This is a genomic window from Methanomassiliicoccaceae archaeon (assembly GCA_034928305.1).
Taxonomy (GTDB): Archaea; Thermoplasmatota; Thermoplasmata; order Methanomassiliicoccales; family Methanomethylophilaceae; genus VadinCA11.
On the sequence record JAYFOZ010000002.1, the window covers coordinates 234,616 to 252,213 of the forward strand.

Consider the following 17,598-nt stretch of genomic DNA (forward strand, 5'->3'; position numbering starts at 1 on the left):
GTGATCGAATGAGCAACGAATTCAAAGTCGACGATAATGGGTTGACCTCGGACGGATATCACATTCTGCCGAAGAGGTCGATCGGGTCAATGTACATAGGCAATACTATAGCGGCCGTCGTAATAACGGCGATAGTCTATGGGATCTATATGTTCGCATTGCCGTCTTACAATGTGCCTGGCATATACGTGATAACGATGTTCGCGGTTTACGCGCTTATCATCATCTACCTGGCCTTCGGACCCCTGGTTTATTACGCTCGCTACCGGTATAAGATCGATAGCGATAGAATCGACATCCGCAAAGGGATAATTGTGATATCGCACACTGTCGTACCCATCGAGAGGGTCCATCAGCTCGAGGTCGCGCGCGGTCCGATCAACAATCTGTTCCGTCTTGCAGACGTCACGATAACCACGGCCGGGGGCGTAGCCAGAATCCAGTATCTCGATATACCTGTCGCCGAAGAAATCGCCGACAGTCTCAATGATTACATAACTGAGATTCTGAGGAAGAGGGAATGAACGAAGAGAACGGACCGGAGCCCACATTTGAGGCATCTCCGCGCTTCGAAAAGATATCCGTGAACGAAGAGTTCATCCAGCATCCCATCAAGGTAGTCGAGGCGGTAGCGCAGGTGTCCATCGCCGCTGCATTCATGGCATTCTGGTTCTATATCTCGATTGTAGATACAGGGGAAGAATTTGCCTACGAATATTCGATCTACATAGCACTGACAACGTTCTCGTCGTTAGTGGGCGTTACAGCATGGATTTCGTACTGGCGCTGGAAAAGGACGACGATCAAATTCGGCGAGGCCGAGGTTACGGTATTCCGGGATACGTTGTTCAAGAAAGAGGTAAGGATCGCATATACGAAAATCGCGTCCACCAATGTCAACCGCGGGATTATCAACAGGCTTACAAACACCTCGAGGCTGATGATAAATATCAACAGCAGCGTCAACGCCAATTCTCCGGAACTGACCCTCACATTCGGGGTCGATGTCTCTGACAGGATCAGGGCAAATCTTTACCAGAAGATGTACAAGAATAACAACATCCCCGCCGATGATGCGACCACCCCATCTATAGTGACAATAACGAAGAGGGATGTGGTGCTTCACGGTCTTCTCTCGCAACCTACCGGGTCGGCTATTTTCGGAATAATAATGTTTGTTTTCGGAATTTATCAGATGATTATATCAACGGGTGATTTTGCTTCCGGACTAATTGCAATCGCATTAGCATTCATATCATACGTTGTACCGGTCATCGCGATGATTTTCCACTATTTCAATTATAAAATCTACAGGGCAGGAGACACGATCTACATAAGCCACGGCTTCATAAGGACCTATAACAAGTCCTTCAAGGTCTCGAAGATAAATGCTGTCCGCATAAGAAGTCCGCTGATACCCAGGCTGATTAAGAGATACATGCTTGATGCAGAGGTGGTGGGGCTGGCGTCAAACGATGATAATAATGGCAACAATATCGCACCTCTCCTCTGTCCGATGAAAGACAGAGATACGATAGAAAAGGTCATGTCTGCAATAGTGCCGGAGTTCGTCTATGATATGGAAATGAAGAACCAGCCAAAAGAGGCGGCTAAACCGATATTCATTCGCGCGACACTATGGTCTTTGATATTTGCGGCCATCGCATATGTGTTCTATGACACGATGAGGCATGTGCAAGTAGGCGGGTGGGCGGACACGGAGCACGTTGCGGTCGCAATAATAATGGCCTCGGCCGTTGTCGTAGTAGGGCTGTTCATTAATGGCGTGATGTCCCGCAGAATAGTCCAGTACGGAAAGGGCGAGGACAAGATCACATTTTTGATGGGCGTTGTGGACCGCAAGATAACTACCATGAGCTATGACAAGGTGCAGATGGCCCAGGTCGAGAGCGGGCTATTCTCACGGCCTTACGGACTGGCGAGATGCAACATAAGCCTTCTGTCATCTATCGGATCGCAGAAGATCAAGTCAGGTTACTTCGATGCAAAGGAGCTCGAAGAGATTTCCGAAGAGGTAATAGCTCGGGTAAAGGACGGGCGCTATGACTACAGGAAATATCTTTGATCATTCTTGTATTCTGCACGACCATGCCATAAGTATTTTCGCGAGCTCTTCTGCGGAATCAGGATCCAGATGCTCTTCCACAGCTATCCTGCGGTATCTGGCTATTACGGTTCTCTCGACTTCCGGATCATAAACGGGAATTCCTGCGGCCTTCTTGTTCTGGCCGATCTCATGTGCGGTCTGCATTCTGTCCGCAACGAGCAAAATGATTCTTTCATCTATCGATGCGATCCTTTTTCTTAGTTCGTCATTGTCCATCAAAAACCTCTCCCGATCTGGTCTGCTATCACCAAGGCCGTCATCGATTCGACTACTACGGCAGCCCTCGGAACTATGCACGGATCATGCCTGCCGCCGACCCTTATGTCAGTATTGATGCCAGCCCTGAGATCTACGGTACGTTGAAGTCTGGATATCGATGGAGTAGGTTTGAACACGGTGCGGAACAACAACGGAGCACCGTTGCTCATTCCGCCTACGACTCCCCCCATGTTGTTGCTTGCTGTTTTCACACCATTGTCGTAGAAGTATTGGTCGTTGCTCTCCGATCCTCTCATCCTGGCCAGAGAGAATCCCTCGCCGAATTCGATCCCTTTGCATGCAGGAATGCTGAATATCGCCCTAGCCAGTTCCGAATCCAACGCTTCGAACCAGATGCCTCCAAATCCTATCGGCAGTCCGGATACGACGCATTCCGTTACTCCGCCAACGCTGTCATCTTCTTCGGAAGCACGTTCGATCTCTCTCCTCATGGCACTGTCAAGGTCCTTTGTGCATGCGCGAGTGGGATATACTTCCGATGCAAGAGATTGTCCATAGTCTCGTGGCTCGGCATCTGCTACTCCGCCAATGGACCTGGTGTGTGCAGAGATATTTATGCCGTAACTTGAAATAAACTGCCTGGCTATGCTTCCTCCTGCCACTATCGCCGCGGTCATACGTCCCGAGAACACTCCTCCGCCAAGGCAGTTCAATCCCTTTACGGCAGCCGGAAGATCGGCATGGCCGGGCCGCGGAGTATATCCATATTTGGAATAGTCTGAATCTCTGACGTTAGTGTTCGGTATTCTGATCAAAATGGGAGTACCGTCAGATTTGGAACCCTCTATTCCGGAAACGATCTCGGGTATATCCGGTTCTTTTCGAGGAGTACCGATTCCCGCAGAAGGTTTTCTCAATTCCATATACTTCTTTATCAGAGCTGAATCTATGGTCATTCCTACAGGAATCCCTTCAAGAATGCAGCCAACATAAGGCCCGTGGCTACTGCCGAAAAGCGTAAATTTTATCTTCTCTCCCAATTGGAACATGAAGCACCAATACAGTAGTATTATCTGATTATTTCGGATATTAGATTTCGTTGAATTTTTATCTACAATCAACGATTTTCGTATAATTTACATTGTTTATCATTATTTTCTTATTTTAATGGATATAACTTGAGAAAATTACTTATAATGTAGATTACGTATGTGCCCTTGCACGCGCGGGGATCGCACGGGTGAACTAAAGGTAACGGACAAAACCTTCGGAGGGAAGTCCCGCATCCGAACACCCTGAGCCCCACAGCACATAGGTGATGGCCGTGACATCCTTGATGAGCTCGGTTAGGCATCTATGTGCGGAGAATCCCACCGTGGATGAAGCGCAGGCGCCAGACAGAACAGATTAAACCCCTATCGGGGCATTCCAGATAATGTCGGCTGCCAGGCGTAAGGCCCCGCGCGTGCTATTGTGCGGATCGTCCGGTCAGCCGTAGCTGTTCCGCCGTTATGTACGTGCCGTCGCATTTTCAGATTTCATTCAGCCTGCGGGTTTCAGTAACGATCACATCATTTAGGCCCGTGTTTTTCAGGAATGCCTTTGCAGTGCCGTGTTTGAGCACGATGGCCGTCGATGGCCCGGAACCCGAAATGCCGGCACCCAACGCTCCTGCCTTCAGGGACATCTCCGCAATGCTATTGTCCAGTCCGGATGCTTCTGCAATGATGCGTCCGTTGAGCGTCATTGCGGCCATAGGATCTCTTTTTGCAAGAGCAATCGCTTCTCTTTGAGCTATGGCCGCCTTCCTTAACGGTCCGAGGTCGATGCCCTCTTTGCGGATCTTAAGATCCGGTATGTGCAAAACCACGTCGTATTTCGGTATGTTTTCGAGGAAGATGATGCTGTCCGTATAGTTGTCGGTCATCACAAATCCGCCATAGTGGCATCCGCAAGCGTCATCGAACGATCCTGTCCTTGTGACTTTTGCGCGCCTTGCGCATTCGACCCCCATCTTTATGACCGTAAGCGGGTCGGTAACGAAGCCAAGCCCCTCTAAGACTGCGGAAATGATCGAATTGCATGCAGAGCTGGAACTTTTCAGACCCTTGGAAGGAGGCATCTCTGAAAATGTACTCAGGTGCCAGCCGTCAGGTTCCTCTGCGCCTGTCGCATTATACGCCGCAGAAACGCAAAGCTCGGCGAGCATTGTTGATTCCTTAGGGTCGTTAATAATATTTACCACTCTTTCGTCGCCGCCCGGAACAAAATCGGAACGGGTGGTGAGCTTCGTACCTATGGTGGCGCCCACCCCTCCGGGCATTGCGTTAATTACAGAAATGGCCCCCCAGGACATGCCAGTCGTCAATATGTTCAGCTCCTGACGGTTTTTAATCCCGCCATTGTTCTTCTATCCTCTATGTAAGACGAAAGTTATATAATATTCAGCTAGATTGACCTCTCCAGTGGGCTGGTAGATCAGCTGGAAGATCGCTTGCTTTGCAAGCAAGAAGTCGCGAGTTCAAATCTCGCCCAGTCCACCTTCCTTTAATTTCTTCTTTTAACGATGCCTGTTCGGCTTCAGTTTCTGGGAACGGCGTACGATATGTCGCAATTCAATACTTGGGGGCTCATCGATTTTCCTTGCCCCGGCATTCCGAGCACAGCCCTCTCAGAATGACCCAATGCCCGTGTACTTCAGCATCTTCGGGCGGTACGATGCGGGAATCTACATTCATGCCGGGCGGTATGTTCACGTCAATCACTTTATCGCACTTTTCGCAGATGAAATGAAAATGGTCATCCAACCTGCAGTCGAATCGGTCGACGCCCCCTGCCATCCGCACGTGGCGGATCAGGCCCTGCTCGGAAAGCAGCTTCAGGTTCCGATAAATCGTGCCTCGGCTGATATGCGGGTCGGACCTGCGCGCTTCATTGTACACCTCGTCCGCGCTGGGATGATCACGTCTGTTCTTTACGATATCAAGAACCAATTTCCTCTGTGGTGTATTCCTGTACTCCATCATCCGGATCACTTTCTGCTTCTATCTTGATGCATCCTTTCATACGGACGATATGTATCGTCACGCATATTCCGACTATCGACAGCAACACTGTCAACAGGGCATCATAGGTCATCAACATTGAAAGTACCAGCATTCCCCACAGCGACGCCAGCGCAAAGATCTTGGTCTTGACGGGGACGCCGGTACCTTCTCTATAGTTTTTGATTATAGGGCCGAAGAAACGTGTGTTTGTGAGCCACTTGTATAAGCGTGGGCTCCCTGTAGCATAGCACAGGGCGGCGCCCAGGACCAGCGGCGTCGTGGGCAGGAGAGGGAGAAACGCCCCTATCGCGCCCAGAACGAGCATCGCCGTACCGGCAATACAGAACAACACGTTCCTTATTTTCATTTGGTCGCCTTTGCCAATCCCTCGTGGTCTAGCTTTGAATACCTCTTTACCGTCTCGAAGTCGAGATCTAAGGCTCTGCTCATGCGTTCGCCGTACTCCGGGTCTGCAAGGTAGCAGTGGGTCGCGTGGCGGTACTTTACGTTTTTAGTTACGACAGCCATGTCCGTTGCGGTGTTCTTTATCAGAACGGCCTTCTCGCTCTCCGGTATCAGCCTCCACAGGTCCCCGCCCTGTTTGAAGCAGTTGTCGGTAGCGTAGTCTTTGGGATCATAGTGATATATGTCACCATATGTCCTGTCCGGCGGTTCGCGGTACTCGTTCTGATCAGCCCACTCGTCGTACGAGTTGGGCTGATATCCTTTGGTGGAGCCGTAGTTGCCGTCTACCCTCATCATGCCGTCGCGGTGGTATGCGTGCACCGGGACCTTAGACATATTGACAGGTATCTGGTCGCTGTTGACTCCGAGGCGGTAGCGCTGGGCGTCGGCATATGAGAAAAGCCTGCCCTGCAACAGTTTGTCCGGCGAAAGCCCGATTCCCGGGACTATATGGGCAGGGCTGAACGCTGCCTGTTCGACCTGTGCGAAGTAGTTGTCGGGGTTGCGGTTCAGTTCCATCGTCCCAACCTCGATCAGCGGATATTCTTTATGGCTCCAGACGGTCGTGACGTCGAATGGGTCTATGTCCCTGGCTAAGGCCTGCTCCTCGGTCATGATCTGGAAATACATCTTCCACTTAGGGAAGTCGCCGCGTTCTATCGCTTCGTACAGGTCCCTCTGGTGGCTCTCGCGGTCCTGGGCCACCACCTTTGCCGCCTCCTCGTTGGTAAGGTTCCTGATCCCCTGCTGGGTCTTGAAGTGGAACTTAGCCCACACCCTCTCATTCTTATCGTTGTATAAACTGAACGTGTGGCTTCCGAATCCGTGCATGTGTCTATATGATGCAGGTATTCCGCGGTCCGACATGACTATTGTGACCTGATGGAACGCTTCGGGGAGAAGCGTCCAGAAATCCCAGTTGTTCTGCGGAGAGCGCATGTTCGTTCTGGGGTCGCGCTTGACGGCGTGATTCAGGTCCGGAAATTTCAAAGGATCGCGGAGGAAGAAAACAGGCGTATTGTTGCCGACAAGGTCCCAGTTCCCCCCTTCGGTGTAGAATTTCATTGCAAAACCACGTATGTCGCGTTCCGCGTCGGCGGCACCGCGCTCACCCGCTACAGTGGAGAATCTTACGAACATATCGGTCTTCTTGCCCTTCTCGAAGACTTTGGCCTTAGTATAATCGGAGACATCGCGCGTCGCCGTGAACGTACCGAACGCACCGCTTCCTTTGGCATGCATTCTGCGTTCGGGTATTACTTCCCGGTTGAAGTGACCCATCTTCTCGAAGAACCAAACGTCCTGCATCATCATGGGGCCCCTTGGCCCTGCCGTGAGCACGTGTTCGTTGTCGGCAACCGGCGCACCGACCTCATTGGTCAATTTCTTCTTCTCGTCGTCGTTTTTGTCTTCCAACTTCTTACCTCCCTTTATTACTATCAGTACTCATTACTGGTAGTTTATACTTTATCTATGGCCCATATTGCTACGCTTTGCCCAGTAATTACTTTATACGCCTGTACTTCGACAATTGCCGTTTCGGTTTTTATATAGAAATCCCATCATACAAATACAAAGAACAGCGGGACGACTGAGAGTTCGACCCCTTTCCGAATCACAATCGTCGTTGGTGAATACCATAACAAATGACCTAAAGATCAAGCGGGCGAGCCGTTATGCATGGATCATGTTTGCCATCCTTCTTGCGGCTTATTTCTTTGTATACCTGCATCGGATGTCTGTCGCCGTCGTCGGACGCGATATCGTCGAAGAGGTCGGGGGCAACATCGGATATCTGAGCTCCGTGTACTTCTGGACATACGCAGCGATGCAGATACCCTGTGGAATGTTGTCCGATAGGTTCGGACCCAGAAAGGTGTCTTTCATTTTCCTCACAATAGCAGCTGCAGGTTCTGCGGTCACGGCGTTCGGAGACACCTTCGGTTTTGTCGCTATAGGAAAGATGATGATAGCCGCGGGCATGGCCGCAGTCTACATTCCAATGATGAAGTTTGTCGCGACATGGTTTCCTTCCCATTATTTCCCACAGCTTAACGGAATTATCATCGCGGTCGGCAATATAGGCGCCATTTCCGCTACTGTGCCGTTGGCCGTGGCCGTCTCCAATTTCGGATGGAGGGGCACTTTCATACTGCTAGCCATAATCACGGTCATAATAGCCGTGCTGTGCCTCGCTCTGCTGAAGGACCGCCCTGACGACGCTCCCGCTAAGCAGAATAAGATAGGGATGGTCGAAGGACTGAAGACGGTGTTCGCGGGAGGAAGGAAGTTCTGGCCGATGGCTCTGGCATATTTCCTCGTTTATGGTTCTATCATGGTGTTCCAGGGCACATGGTCCAAGGTCTATTTCGATTCCGTCTACGGATTTACGGTCCTTTCGGTATGGCTGGTCGCTATGATCGGTATCGGAAAGATAGTCAGCACGGTGCTGGTCGGAATAATGGCCGGCCGCAAGATCATCAGTTCGAAACGCATCATGATGCTTCTGGGCAATGTGGGCTTTGCCACGGTATGGTTGGCAGTTTGGATATTTGCAGGAAAAATGGACAGTGCCCTTTTCTGGGGTGCAGTGTGCACTCTTTTCGGATTCTTCGGCGGGTTCATGACGCTGTCGTTCTCCCAGGTCAAAGAGTGGTTCCCCGTATCGATAGCCGGAACTTCAGTGGCCGCGATGAACGTCTTCCTGTTCTTGGGGGCCTCTGTATGGACGACCGTGGCGGGGGCGATAATAGGCACCTCTTACACGTTGGAAAATTTCTCCGCCGTGTGGGGGATCATGTTCGTCGGATCGCTGGTGGCCGTGGCGGCAGTGTACGTGTCCAAAGAGAACAAGCAATGACGGGGACGCCCTCGATGGCCCTCACGCCGGCGACGTACGCATACGGGAGAACTTTGGCAATGATCAATCCAACTTGCCAACTATCGCCTTGATGCGTCTAACTCCGGCGGCAGAACTCTCTTCCTTCATGATCTTGAAGCCACCGATCTCGCCCGTGCTGTTGACGTGGGGGCCTCCGCAAATCTCGCAGGATGCGTCACCTATCGTGTAGACCTTGACCTTCTCGCCGTACTTGTCCTGGAAGACGCCCATGGCATGATGCTCCTTCGCCTCTTCGTACGGCATCTCCTCGCACACGACCGGTATGTCGCGCACTATAATGTCATTGATGAAGTCCTGGACCTGTTTCAGCTCTTCCGGCGTAACCTTCCTGTCCAGGTTGAAATCGAACCTGAGCCTCTCCGCCGTGATGTTGCTGCCTTTCTGCACTATGTTCGGATCGACGAACTTCCTGAGCGCGGCGTTGAGCAGGTGGGTTGCGGTATGGAGCTTTGTGGTCTCCTCGCTGTTGTCAGCAAGCCCGCCCTTGAACTTCTGGTCCGAACCGGCGCGAGAAACATCCTGGTGATCCTTGAAACGGCGTTCAAAATCGCCGATGTCGACATTGAAGCCCCTCTCCTCGGCCAGCTCCTTAGTTAGCTCGATAGGGAACCCGAACGTGTCGTATAGCCTGAAAACCTGCTCTCCGTCAAGCGTACTGCCGATCACATGCCCTTCGGCCATCTCGTCGAACCTGCGGAGCCCCTTTCTGAGGGTCTGATGGAATTTCTCCTCCTCGGCGGTAATGCTCGAGAGTATCGTCTCCCTGTTCCTTTCCAGCTCAGGATATGATGCGCTGTACTCGTTGATCACAACATTGCAGATCCCGCACATCTCGACTCCGTCGACGCCCAGCTTCGAAAGATATCTGCTGGCCCTTCTGATGAGCCTTCTGAGAATGTAACCCTGACCGACTTTTGCGGGCACGACGCCGTCGCCCATGATGAACGTGGCCGCCCTGATATGGTCGGCGATGATACGGAACGCCCTCTTGTCGTCTGCGTAATCCTTTCCCGTAATTTCCTCAATGGTCCCGATGATCCCGGCGAAGAGCTCCGTGTCATAGACCGTCTCCTGGCCATTCATTATCCTGAGGACCCTTTCGAGCCCCATGCCGGTATCTACGTTCTTTTGTTTAAGGGGCGTGAATCTTCCTTCGGCATCCTTGAAATATTCCATGAATACGTTGTTCCAGATCTCTGTGAACTTGCCGCAGTGACAGGAAGGTCCGCATTTCGGGTCGCATTTCGGTCTTCCGTCGTCGAAGAAGATCTCGGTGTCCGGGCCGCACGGGCCGGTCTGGCCCGCGGGGCCCCACCAGTTGTCCGAGCGCCCATAGAAGTAGATCTGTTCTTTCGGAATCCCGAGCTTGTTCCAGATTTCTGCCGTCTCATCATCTCTGGGGATAGTTCCCTCTCCTTCGAAAGCAGTGACGGATATCTGTTCCGTTCTGAGCTTCAGGACGTTGATGAGAAAATCATAGCTGAATGTGATTGATTCTTTCTTGAAGTAATCGCCCAGGGACCAGTTGCCGAGCATCTCGAAGAATGTCAGGTGGCTGGCGTCGCCTACCTCTTCGATGTCGCCGGTCCTTATGCATTTCTGGTAATCGACGAGCCGCTTTCCTTCAGGATGCTTCTCTCCGAGAAGATAGGGTACGAGCGGATGCATCCCTGCTGTTGTGAACAAGACGGTGGGGTCGTTCTCCGGTATAAGAGGAGCCGATCTGATGAACGCGTGGCCCCTCTGTCTAAAGAATTCTACGTACGCCTCTCTGAGCTCCTGTGCCTTCATGTTACACCTGGATATACGCGTGATGGGCTCGTTATTTAAAAATGCTGGCTTATTTCGGCACTGCCGAGGTCCGGGCGCACCCCTCGGCGGGAACGCCGCATCACTCTTCCAAGTAGCTGCGTCCCCTCAGCATAAGGTTGCTGAATTCCTCCGAATCGTCAGAGAGGGCCGCATCGCTGACCGCTCGGATGGCGTCCCCGAGTTCGGAGAGCATCTTGTTGCGATTGACGTTGAGATGCTGTATCTCGTAGTACAGGTGCGGGTCCTCCAAAGCTACCGACATATTGGTATCTATCATCTTGTCGAACGTGGTCGAGGCCACGGAGCACATCTCCCCGAACGAGATGCCGCTCCTCTCCAGGACGGTGAAGAAGGCAATATTGACTATATGGCTCAGTCCCAGCACGTAGGACATGTACATGTCGTGCTGGTCCACCGGTATCACCCTGATGTCTGCGCCCTGGTCTTTCATCAGTTCCACGGCCATATTCGCCGCTTCATCTGAACCGCAGTCGCATACTATCAGGTTACGGCCGTGCATGGAACGGACAGATGGCCCGAACATCGGATGGACAGAGCATACGCGTCTTCTGGAAGCCATATCCTTGAGCACGTGTAGGAACGGCGATTTCAAGGACGATATATCGAATATCAGCGCATCCTCGCGACAGATCCCGTCTAGATCGCGGAGCACTCCGGAGACGGAGGATATGGGGACGGATACGATAACGATGTCCGCATCAGCGGCGTCCCCGAGGCTCCTGCCGTTTTTTGCTGCAGGATCGATGATGACTATTTCATGGTCGGACCTGCCGAGCAGACGCTGCATCATCCTCCCCATCTGCCCATGTCCCCCTATTATCGCAATACTTTTCCTTTTTGACGATCCCCTGGGGACCGAGGCCTGGATGCCGATCGACTGTTCCGTCAGTATCCTGCAGATGTCCTCTGCGGCCTCCGGGCTCAGCCCCACCATGTCTGCCAGTGCCCTGAACCTTTCAAGCGTGGTCCTTTCAACGGCCACGTCGCGTACGCCCTTGCCGGCGGCGGCCTTGATGACGCCCATCTTCTCCGATATCTTCAGCCTCTCGCCTATCAGCTCCATGATGCCGTCATCTATCCGGCGCATTCCCGACCTGAGGTCCTCTATGTTTTCCATTTCTATCCCGTCTTATTTTTTCTTGATGCCCCTAATAGCCTCTTCCACGCTAGCATCTCTCAGCACGATATCGGTTATAGCGCGGGTGATGCCTTCCACGTCCTTGTGCTGGAAGATGTTGCGACCGATGGACACACCGCGTCCGCCCGCATCGATGGAGTCCCTCACCATCGTCAGCATCTCCAGGTCCGATGACATCTTCGGCCCTCCGGCTATCACCACCGGGACAAGGGCTCCCCTGACCACATCTCTGAAGGAATCGATGTCGCCGGTGTAGCTGCATTTTACGATGTCAGCACCCAGCTCCGCGGCGGCCCTGGCACTATGCGCCACGAGGGCAGGGTCGTATGAGTTTTCGATCTTAGGTCCGCGGGGGTATGCCATCACCAGCAGAGGCATCCCCCACTCTTCGCATTCTCGAGACAGGCTTCCGAGGTCGCGGAGCATCTCCGGTTCTGTCTCGGCACCGAAATTAATGTGCATAGAGATGGCATCGGCACCCATCTTCAGGGCCTCGGACACGCCGGCGACCAAAACCTTGCTGTTGTTGGTGTCGCCCATATTAGTGGACGCCGACAGGTGCAATATCAGCCCGATGTCATGGCCCCCGCCGCGGTAACCGTGGCGGACCAGGCCCTTATGCATAAGCACTGCAGTCGCACCCCCGTTGGCGACGGCGTTTACAGTATGCTTCATATCGATCAGGCCGTCGGTAGGTCCTATCGATATTCCATGGTCCATGGGCACTATGACGCAGTTGCCTGTTTTCCTATCTATTATTCTTTCCATTCTGACGTTTTTTCCGAACATATTCCTAACCGTGCTACGTGCTAACATATAGCACGGTATATTAATTTATTTCCGATATGTGTCCGAAAAAATAAGAAAACCCTTATTGCAACACCGCGGCGGCGGCTTCGGCTGCGGCCGTATCGGCATCGGTGTGTGCAATAACAACGGCGATGCCCCTTGAGATAAGAACATTCTCCGGCATGTGCCCGATCTCCGACACTGCAACAGCTTTGCAGCCCTCTAGCAGGTCGGCGGTAGAGGAAATACGGTCCTTGTGCCGTTGGCCCGCCACAGGCGCGTCTTCAATAGCCTTCACATCTCTGACGAATCTCACGGTATTTCCGTCGGAAGCATAGATCCTGAACATCTTTGCGTTACCAAAGCCGCTGTCCACGTTCTTACCGTCCGTCGTTGCGACCGCCACAAGAACTTCTTCTTTGTCGGGTTCTTCGATGGTTATATTGGCTATTCTTTCCTTTGAAGGACCGCACCCAGCGGCGCAGTTACCTATATGGACAAATTCCGAGGAACGATCTTCGCCCAGCAGACCTATGGCATCTGCACGGCACTGTCTGCAGTGCCTCATCATGCGCGCATCGGCAGAGCAGAGGTCCATCATATTCTTCCTTTCCGAAGGAGTGGGAGCGCGCATGTTCTCGAACTTTGTCCCGGCCACCGGTATCAGTGGCAGGATGTTGACGATGTAAGCTCCGAGATTTTTAACTTCGGAGACAAGTTCGGGTATCTGAACGTCGTTGATTCCGGGGACCATGACTATGTTCACCTTGACGACCATTCCCAGTTCGGCACACATCCTGATGCCTTCCTTCTGGTTTCCGATAAGCTTCTCGGCAGCACTCCTTCCGGAAAGCCTATGTCCTTCCCAGATGACGGAGCCGTAGATCCGTTCGCCGACATCGGGGGTCGCGGCGTTCATCGTGACGGTAAGGAACCTTACGCCGAGATCGTAGAGCTCCTGTGCACGTTTCGGCAACATAAGGCCGTTGGTGGAAACGCATGACGTCAGTTCCGGATATTCCTCTTTTATTAGTTTCAGGGTCTCGAAGGTTTCTTCGTTCGCCAGCGGGTCGCCCGGACCGGCGATTCCCAACACCTTGAGGTTCGGGATCTTCTCCAGGACGAATTTGACCTTATCGGCGGCCTGCCTGGGGGACAGGACCTCACTGGTAACGCCCGGACGCGATTCGTTGGAACAGTCGTACCTTCGGTTGCAGTAATTGCACTGAATATTGCACTTGGGAGCAACGGGAAGATGCATCCTAGCAAATTTAAGGTGGGCCTCCTCATTATAGCAAGGATGGGCATCCAAAGCCTTTCTGATATCTTCCTCCCGGTCCATGAGTCATTATGTTCTCCCCTTTATTATAACATGATTGGCATTATGGAGCATGGACCGATACACAGGGTTTGTGGGATCGATATTGTCAGAGTGCAACTCGAACATCCCGGTCTCCCGCCGAACCTTGATCGACCATTTGGAAAATGGAGATTATTTTTATCGGACCCGCAGCGGAGAGGTCTTCGACATGGACCCATTGGAACTCAAGGGGATCGCCGATATTTGCACCGATGCCGAGAAGGTCAGGCTCCGGATACCGATCATAGTAAGCACGGACACCTCGGCCGAGGGCGGAGCATGGAAGGTGGACGGCGAGACGGAGACTTCGGTGATGTCCAAGATCCTGGGCAAACGTCCGTACAGAACGGATATGTTACGATTTTACAACCCAAATCTTGCCGATCTACGCCGGAAATACCCCACTGCGGTGGTGCTGGCCTTCATTCCGTGAGTGGAAATTCCCAAACCTTAAATATGGAATGAATATAGTGGGGTTGCTCGATTCGAATGGGTCGAGTTGCTCGGGCCTGGTGACCCGACGGGGGACCGTCGCGGATACCATGCCAGGGTGGGAAACCGTGACGCTGGGAGGTATTATATACTTCTTCAGTCTACGGTGATTTCGCCAAGTTCGGCAACGAAAATATGGCATTAATCTAAATGACATGCACCCGGAGAGAGATCCTCTTTCGGGGAAGAGGTGGAAGGGCCCCGTTAATGGAGGATGAGATCGGACAAGCTCGATGATCACCAATCATACGCAACCTGGACGTGTGCTAGATCATACGCCAGCGGCGATGCTACGCCGCATGGGGGATGGTTCGGCTAGAGCGCTGAAGAAGGTCGTGTCAAGCTGCGATATGCGTCGGGTAGGTGCAAGAAGCCTATGATCCGACGATGACCTAATGGGACTTCCTATTCTTCGGAATGATCAGTAATGATCGGGAACGCGGGGGATTGAAGCATCTTAGTACCCGCAGGAAAAGAAATCAACAGAGATGCCGTTAGTAAAGGCGATCGAACGCGGTACAGGGCAAACCGAATCCCGTATGGAAACATTCGGGAGGTGTGGTGTTGTAGGCTCTTTTACTCCTTTGTCCAGAATATCCAAAATCGGCTGGAAAGCCGTGCCATAGAGGGTGATAGCCCCTTAGGAGAAGGCTGGAATGGAGATTTTAGATGTCCTTGAGTAGTGTGCGTTGGATATCGCGCATGAATTTGGGAGGCATTCACTTCCAACCCTAAATACGTCTCTAGTCCGATAGTGTAGTAGTAGCGTGAGCGAAAACTGAAAAGTACCCTTAACGGGAGGTAAAAAGACCTGAAACCATGCGGTTAAAGATTTATATAGCATCAAAGGGAAGAAGCCAATATTATTGGTGGACCAGTGTTATATTGTCCGTTTAGAAAAACGGGCCAGGGAGTTCTGGTCATTGGCGAGGTTAACTATTCAATTAGGTAGCCGCAGGGAAACCGATTGCCCGCAATTTTTAATGAGGGGCAAGGTGTGCTCGCCTGGAGTCAATGGTGCGGATACCCGAAGCCGGTCGATCTATGCCTGAGCAGGATGAAGCCTCTCGAAGGGGAGGTGGAGGTCCGAACCAGTTCTGATGTGCAAATCGTTTGGATGACTTGGGTATAGGGGTGAAAGGCCAATCTAGGCCGGAAATAGCTGGTTCCCCCTGAAACTAGTCGCAGCTAGACCTCGATCGAGGTGGAACATGAGGTAGAGCACCGATTGAGCGCTTAGGGGAAGAAATTCCTCGGCGTTTTGTCAAACTCCGAAATTGTGTTCACCGTAGACATCGGGTGCAAGGCCATCCGGGGTAAGCTTGATGGCCATAAGGGAAACAACCCAGACTATAGTTAAGGTCCCTAAATTTCGGTCAAGTGTAATATGAAATGGCGTCGGCAGTCTAAAACAACTGGGAGGTGGGCTTAGAAGCAGCCATCCTTTAAAGATAGCGTAACAGCTCACCAGTCTAGATTGTGGGCCCAGAAAATGGACGGGGCTAAACCGAGTACCGATACTATAGAATACAGCAATGTAATTTGGTAAGGGGGCGCGGTGCATGGGCAGAAGCAGGGCTGTGAAGTCCTGTGGACCGTGTACCGACGAGGATCCTGGTGAGAGTAGCAGCAAAGTACGGTGAGAATCCGTATCGCCGCAGGGGCAAGGGTTCCTTGGCAATGTTCGTCAGCCAAGGGTTAGTCGATCCTAAGGTAGCTCTTAATCGAGGCTATCGAAAGGGAAACTGGTTAATATTCCAGTACTGAAGCAGTCTTTGTCCATACCTACGGAGTAGGATATCTGGAGTACACTTGTCTGTGTATTCAAGCGTTTAAACTCATGAAGAACCGTCATGGTGAGAAGTGAGCGAATGCGTGACGAGGGGGACGAAAGTCCCCTTCCGGAAATTCCTAGTCCCCATGAAAAGGGTATGGTTACAACTGTTTCATTCGTACCAAGAACCGACACAGGTGTCCCTAGGTGAGTAGCCTAAGGCGTGTTAGCATAATCTAGGCGAGGGAACTCGGCAAATTAGCCCTGTAACTTCGGGATAAAGGGTGCCAGTAGTGAGAGCTACTGGTCGCAGTGGCAAGAGAACTCCGACTGTTTAATAAAAACATAGGTCCCTGCTAGTTCGAAAGGATGTGTATAGGGGCCGAAGCCTGCCCAGTGTTGGCATCTGAAAATCTGTTTCAACGGATCGAAGGACCAATAAACGGCGGGGGTAACTATGACCCTCTTAAGGTAGCGTAATACCTTGTCGCTTAATTGGCGACTTGCATGAAGGCTCAACGAGAGTTCTACTGTCCCCGCCTAGACGCTAGTGAAATCAATCAGTCTGGTGCACAATCCAGACCCCTCCATCTGAAAGCGAAGACCCCATGGAGTTTCACTGCAACCTGTTGTTGTTGTAAGAATTGGCACGTGTAGGGTAGGCGGGAGACGTTACCCAGGAAGGTGCGCTAGCATCTCTCCGAGTCTACGATGAAACACCGCCCCTGCTGATTTTTACGACTCACCTCTTCGGAGGAACAGCTATAGGCAGGCAGTTCGGGTGGGGCGCCACGCCCTCAAAAAGATAACAAGGGCGCCCAATGGTTAGCTCAGGTAGGTCAGAAATCTACCGAAGAATGTAAAGGTAAAAGCTAGCTTGACTCGGAACCAGACAATAGGGTTCGGAGATAGGAAACTATGGCTTAGCGAACCAATCAACCTCCTGAATGGGGGTGATTGATGTCAGAAAAATTACCCTGGGGATAATTGAGTTGTCACGAGCAAGAGTTCATATCGACCTCGTGGCTTGCTACTTCGCTGTCGGCTCTCCCTATCCTGGTGGTGCAGCAGCTGCCAAGGGTGGGGTTGTTCGCCCATTAAAAGGGATCGTGAGCTGGGTTTAAAACGTCGCGAGACAGTTTTGTTGCTTTTTGATGGAGGTGTAGGTGCCTGACGAGAAGGATCCTTTAGTACGAGAGGAACAGGGATTCGTCGCCTCTAGTTTATCAGTTGTCTGACAAGGCATGCTGAGTAGCCACGCGATAGCGGATAAGAGCTGAATGCATCTAAGCTCGAAGCCGTCTTGAAAAAGAGGCACCCATAGAACACTCATAAATGATGAGTTTGATAGAAGCCGGATGTAAGTACCGAGGGTTTCCGAGGTATTCAGTCCTGGCTTACTAACGTTCTTCGACGCCGCTGGGGTATGGTCTAGCAGTTAAACAGGTTGC

The 17,598-nt window shown here is 51.9% G+C and carries 14 protein-coding genes, 1 tRNA gene and 1 rRNA gene; 6 read left to right on the forward strand and 10 right to left on the reverse strand.

What is annotated here, in order from left to right; all coding sequences use genetic code 11:
- Positions 1 to 8 precede the first annotated feature (8 nt).
- Entirely contained in the window at positions 9 to 524 is a 516-nt protein-coding gene (locus VB016_02980; protein ID MEA4977500.1) for a PH domain-containing protein, read from the forward strand.
- A complete protein-coding gene (locus tag VB016_02985; protein ID MEA4977501.1) occupies positions 521 to 2,086 on the forward strand; it encodes a PH domain-containing protein in 1,566 nt (521 codons plus the stop codon). Before VB016_02980 ends, VB016_02985 begins: the two co-directional genes overlap by 4 nt.
- Here VB016_02985 and VB016_02990 read toward each other — a convergent pair whose 3' ends face one another.
- The 3 genes from VB016_02990 to VB016_03000 form a co-directional block, all read right to left on the reverse strand.
- The gene (locus VB016_02990; protein MEA4977502.1) at positions 2,087 to 2,344 is read right to left on the reverse strand and encodes a chorismate mutase; all 258 of its coding nucleotides are present in this window, start codon (positions 2,342 to 2,344) and stop codon (positions 2,087 to 2,089) included.
- Positions 2,344 to 3,396, reverse strand: coding sequence for a chorismate synthase (gene aroC, locus VB016_02995; protein ID MEA4977503.1), 1,053 nt, complete (start codon positions 3,394 to 3,396; stop codon positions 2,344 to 2,346). Before aroC ends, VB016_02990 begins: the two co-directional genes overlap by 1 nt.
- 482 nt (positions 3,397 to 3,878) lie before the next feature.
- Complete coding sequence (locus VB016_03000; GenBank protein ID MEA4977504.1) at positions 3,879 to 4,715, reverse strand: shikimate kinase; 837 nt, start codon at positions 4,713 to 4,715, stop codon at positions 3,879 to 3,881.
- A 99-nt stretch (positions 4,716 to 4,814) separates the two neighbouring features.
- On the opposite strand from VB016_03000, the gene VB016_03005 reads away from it, so the two are divergent.
- Positions 4,815 to 4,887: transfer RNA gene (locus VB016_03005), tRNA-Ala, on the forward strand.
- Positions 4,888 to 4,977: 90 nt separating this feature from the next.
- On the opposite strand, the gene VB016_03010 is transcribed toward VB016_03005, so the two are convergent.
- Genes VB016_03010 through VB016_03020 form a run of 3 tightly spaced genes read right to left on the reverse strand, consistent with a single transcriptional unit; the run spans position 4,978 to position 7,275 of the window.
- Complete coding sequence (locus tag VB016_03010) at positions 4,978 to 5,340, reverse strand: transcriptional repressor (protein MEA4977505.1); 363 nt, start codon at positions 5,338 to 5,340, stop codon at positions 4,978 to 4,980.
- Complete coding sequence (locus VB016_03015; protein ID MEA4977506.1) at positions 5,330 to 5,761, reverse strand: YbaN family protein; 432 nt, start codon at positions 5,759 to 5,761, stop codon at positions 5,330 to 5,332. Before VB016_03015 ends, VB016_03010 begins: the two co-directional genes overlap by 11 nt.
- The gene (locus VB016_03020) at positions 5,758 to 7,275 is read right to left on the reverse strand and encodes a catalase (GenBank protein ID MEA4977507.1); all 1,518 of its coding nucleotides are present in this window, start codon (positions 7,273 to 7,275) and stop codon (positions 5,758 to 5,760) included. Before VB016_03020 ends, VB016_03015 begins: the two co-directional genes overlap by 4 nt.
- A gap of 271 nt (positions 7,276 to 7,546) precedes the next feature.
- Between VB016_03020 and VB016_03025 the strand changes: the two genes are divergently transcribed.
- Complete coding sequence (locus VB016_03025) at positions 7,547 to 8,719, forward strand: MFS transporter (protein MEA4977508.1); 1,173 nt, start codon at positions 7,547 to 7,549, stop codon at positions 8,717 to 8,719.
- A gap of 63 nt (positions 8,720 to 8,782) precedes the next feature.
- Here the strand turns inward: VB016_03025 and VB016_03030 are convergent, their stop codons facing one another.
- The 4 genes from VB016_03030 to nifB all read right to left on the reverse strand — a co-directional run bounded on the left by VB016_03030 (position 8,783) and on the right by nifB (position 13,863).
- Positions 8,783 to 10,552 carry an alanine--tRNA ligase gene (locus VB016_03030; GenBank protein MEA4977509.1) on the reverse strand — a complete coding sequence of 590 codons (1,770 nt, stop codon included), beginning with the start codon at positions 10,550 to 10,552 and terminating at the stop codon, positions 8,783 to 8,785.
- Positions 10,553 to 10,652: 100 nt separating this feature from the next.
- Complete coding sequence (locus tag VB016_03035) at positions 10,653 to 11,711, reverse strand: prephenate dehydrogenase/arogenate dehydrogenase family protein (GenBank protein MEA4977510.1); 1,059 nt, start codon at positions 11,709 to 11,711, stop codon at positions 10,653 to 10,655.
- A 12-nt stretch (positions 11,712 to 11,723) separates the two neighbouring features.
- Complete coding sequence (locus VB016_03040; protein MEA4977511.1) at positions 11,724 to 12,548, reverse strand: 2-amino-3,7-dideoxy-D-threo-hept-6-ulosonate synthase; 825 nt, start codon at positions 12,546 to 12,548, stop codon at positions 11,724 to 11,726.
- A gap of 55 nt (positions 12,549 to 12,603) precedes the next feature.
- A complete protein-coding gene (gene nifB / locus VB016_03045; GenBank protein MEA4977512.1) occupies positions 12,604 to 13,863 on the reverse strand; it encodes a nitrogenase cofactor biosynthesis protein NifB in 1,260 nt (419 codons plus the stop codon).
- Between the two features lie 49 nt (positions 13,864 to 13,912).
- On the opposite strand from nifB, the gene VB016_03050 reads away from it, so the two are divergent.
- Together VB016_03050 and VB016_03055 are read left to right on the forward strand one after the other, a co-directional pair.
- Positions 13,913 to 14,314: a DUF61 family protein gene (locus VB016_03050; protein MEA4977513.1), complete on the forward strand. Its 402-nt coding sequence runs from the start codon at positions 13,913 to 13,915 to the stop codon at positions 14,312 to 14,314.
- 337 nt (positions 14,315 to 14,651) lie between these two features.
- Positions 14,652 to 17,570: ribosomal RNA gene (locus VB016_03055) — 23S ribosomal RNA — on the forward strand.
- Positions 17,571 to 17,598: the final 28 nt, after the last annotated feature.

Bases quoted from the DNA above. Each gene is read 5' to 3' on its own strand.
- VB016_02980 (MEA4977500.1), top strand. From the start codon at position 9: ATGAGCAACGAATTCAAAGTCGACGATAATGGGTTGACCTCGGACGGA.
- VB016_02985 (MEA4977501.1), top strand. From the start codon at position 521: ATGAACGAAGAGAACGGACCGGAGCCCACATTTGAGGCATCTCCGCGC.
- VB016_02990 (MEA4977502.1), bottom strand. From the start codon at position 2,344: ATGGACAATGACGAACTAAGAAAAAGGATCGCATCGATAGATGAAAGA.
- aroC (MEA4977503.1), bottom strand. From the start codon at position 3,396: ATGTTCCAATTGGGAGAGAAGATAAAATTTACGCTTTTCGGCAGTAGC.
- VB016_03015 (MEA4977506.1), bottom strand. From the start codon at position 5,761: ATGAAAATAAGGAACGTGTTGTTCTGTATTGCCGGTACGGCGATGCTC.
- VB016_03025 (MEA4977508.1), top strand. From the start codon at position 7,547: ATGTTTGCCATCCTTCTTGCGGCTTATTTCTTTGTATACCTGCATCGG.
- VB016_03030 (MEA4977509.1), bottom strand. From the start codon at position 10,552: ATGAAGGCACAGGAGCTCAGAGAGGCGTACGTAGAATTCTTTAGACAG.
- VB016_03035 (MEA4977510.1), bottom strand. From the start codon at position 11,711: ATGGAAAACATAGAGGACCTCAGGTCGGGAATGCGCCGGATAGATGAC.
- VB016_03040 (MEA4977511.1), bottom strand. From the start codon at position 12,548: ATGTTAGCACGTAGCACGGTTAGGAATATGTTCGGAAAAAACGTCAGA.
- nifB (MEA4977512.1), bottom strand. From the start codon at position 13,863: ATGGACCGGGAGGAAGATATCAGAAAGGCTTTGGATGCCCATCCTTGC.
- VB016_03050 (MEA4977513.1), top strand. From the start codon at position 13,913: ATGGACCGATACACAGGGTTTGTGGGATCGATATTGTCAGAGTGCAAC.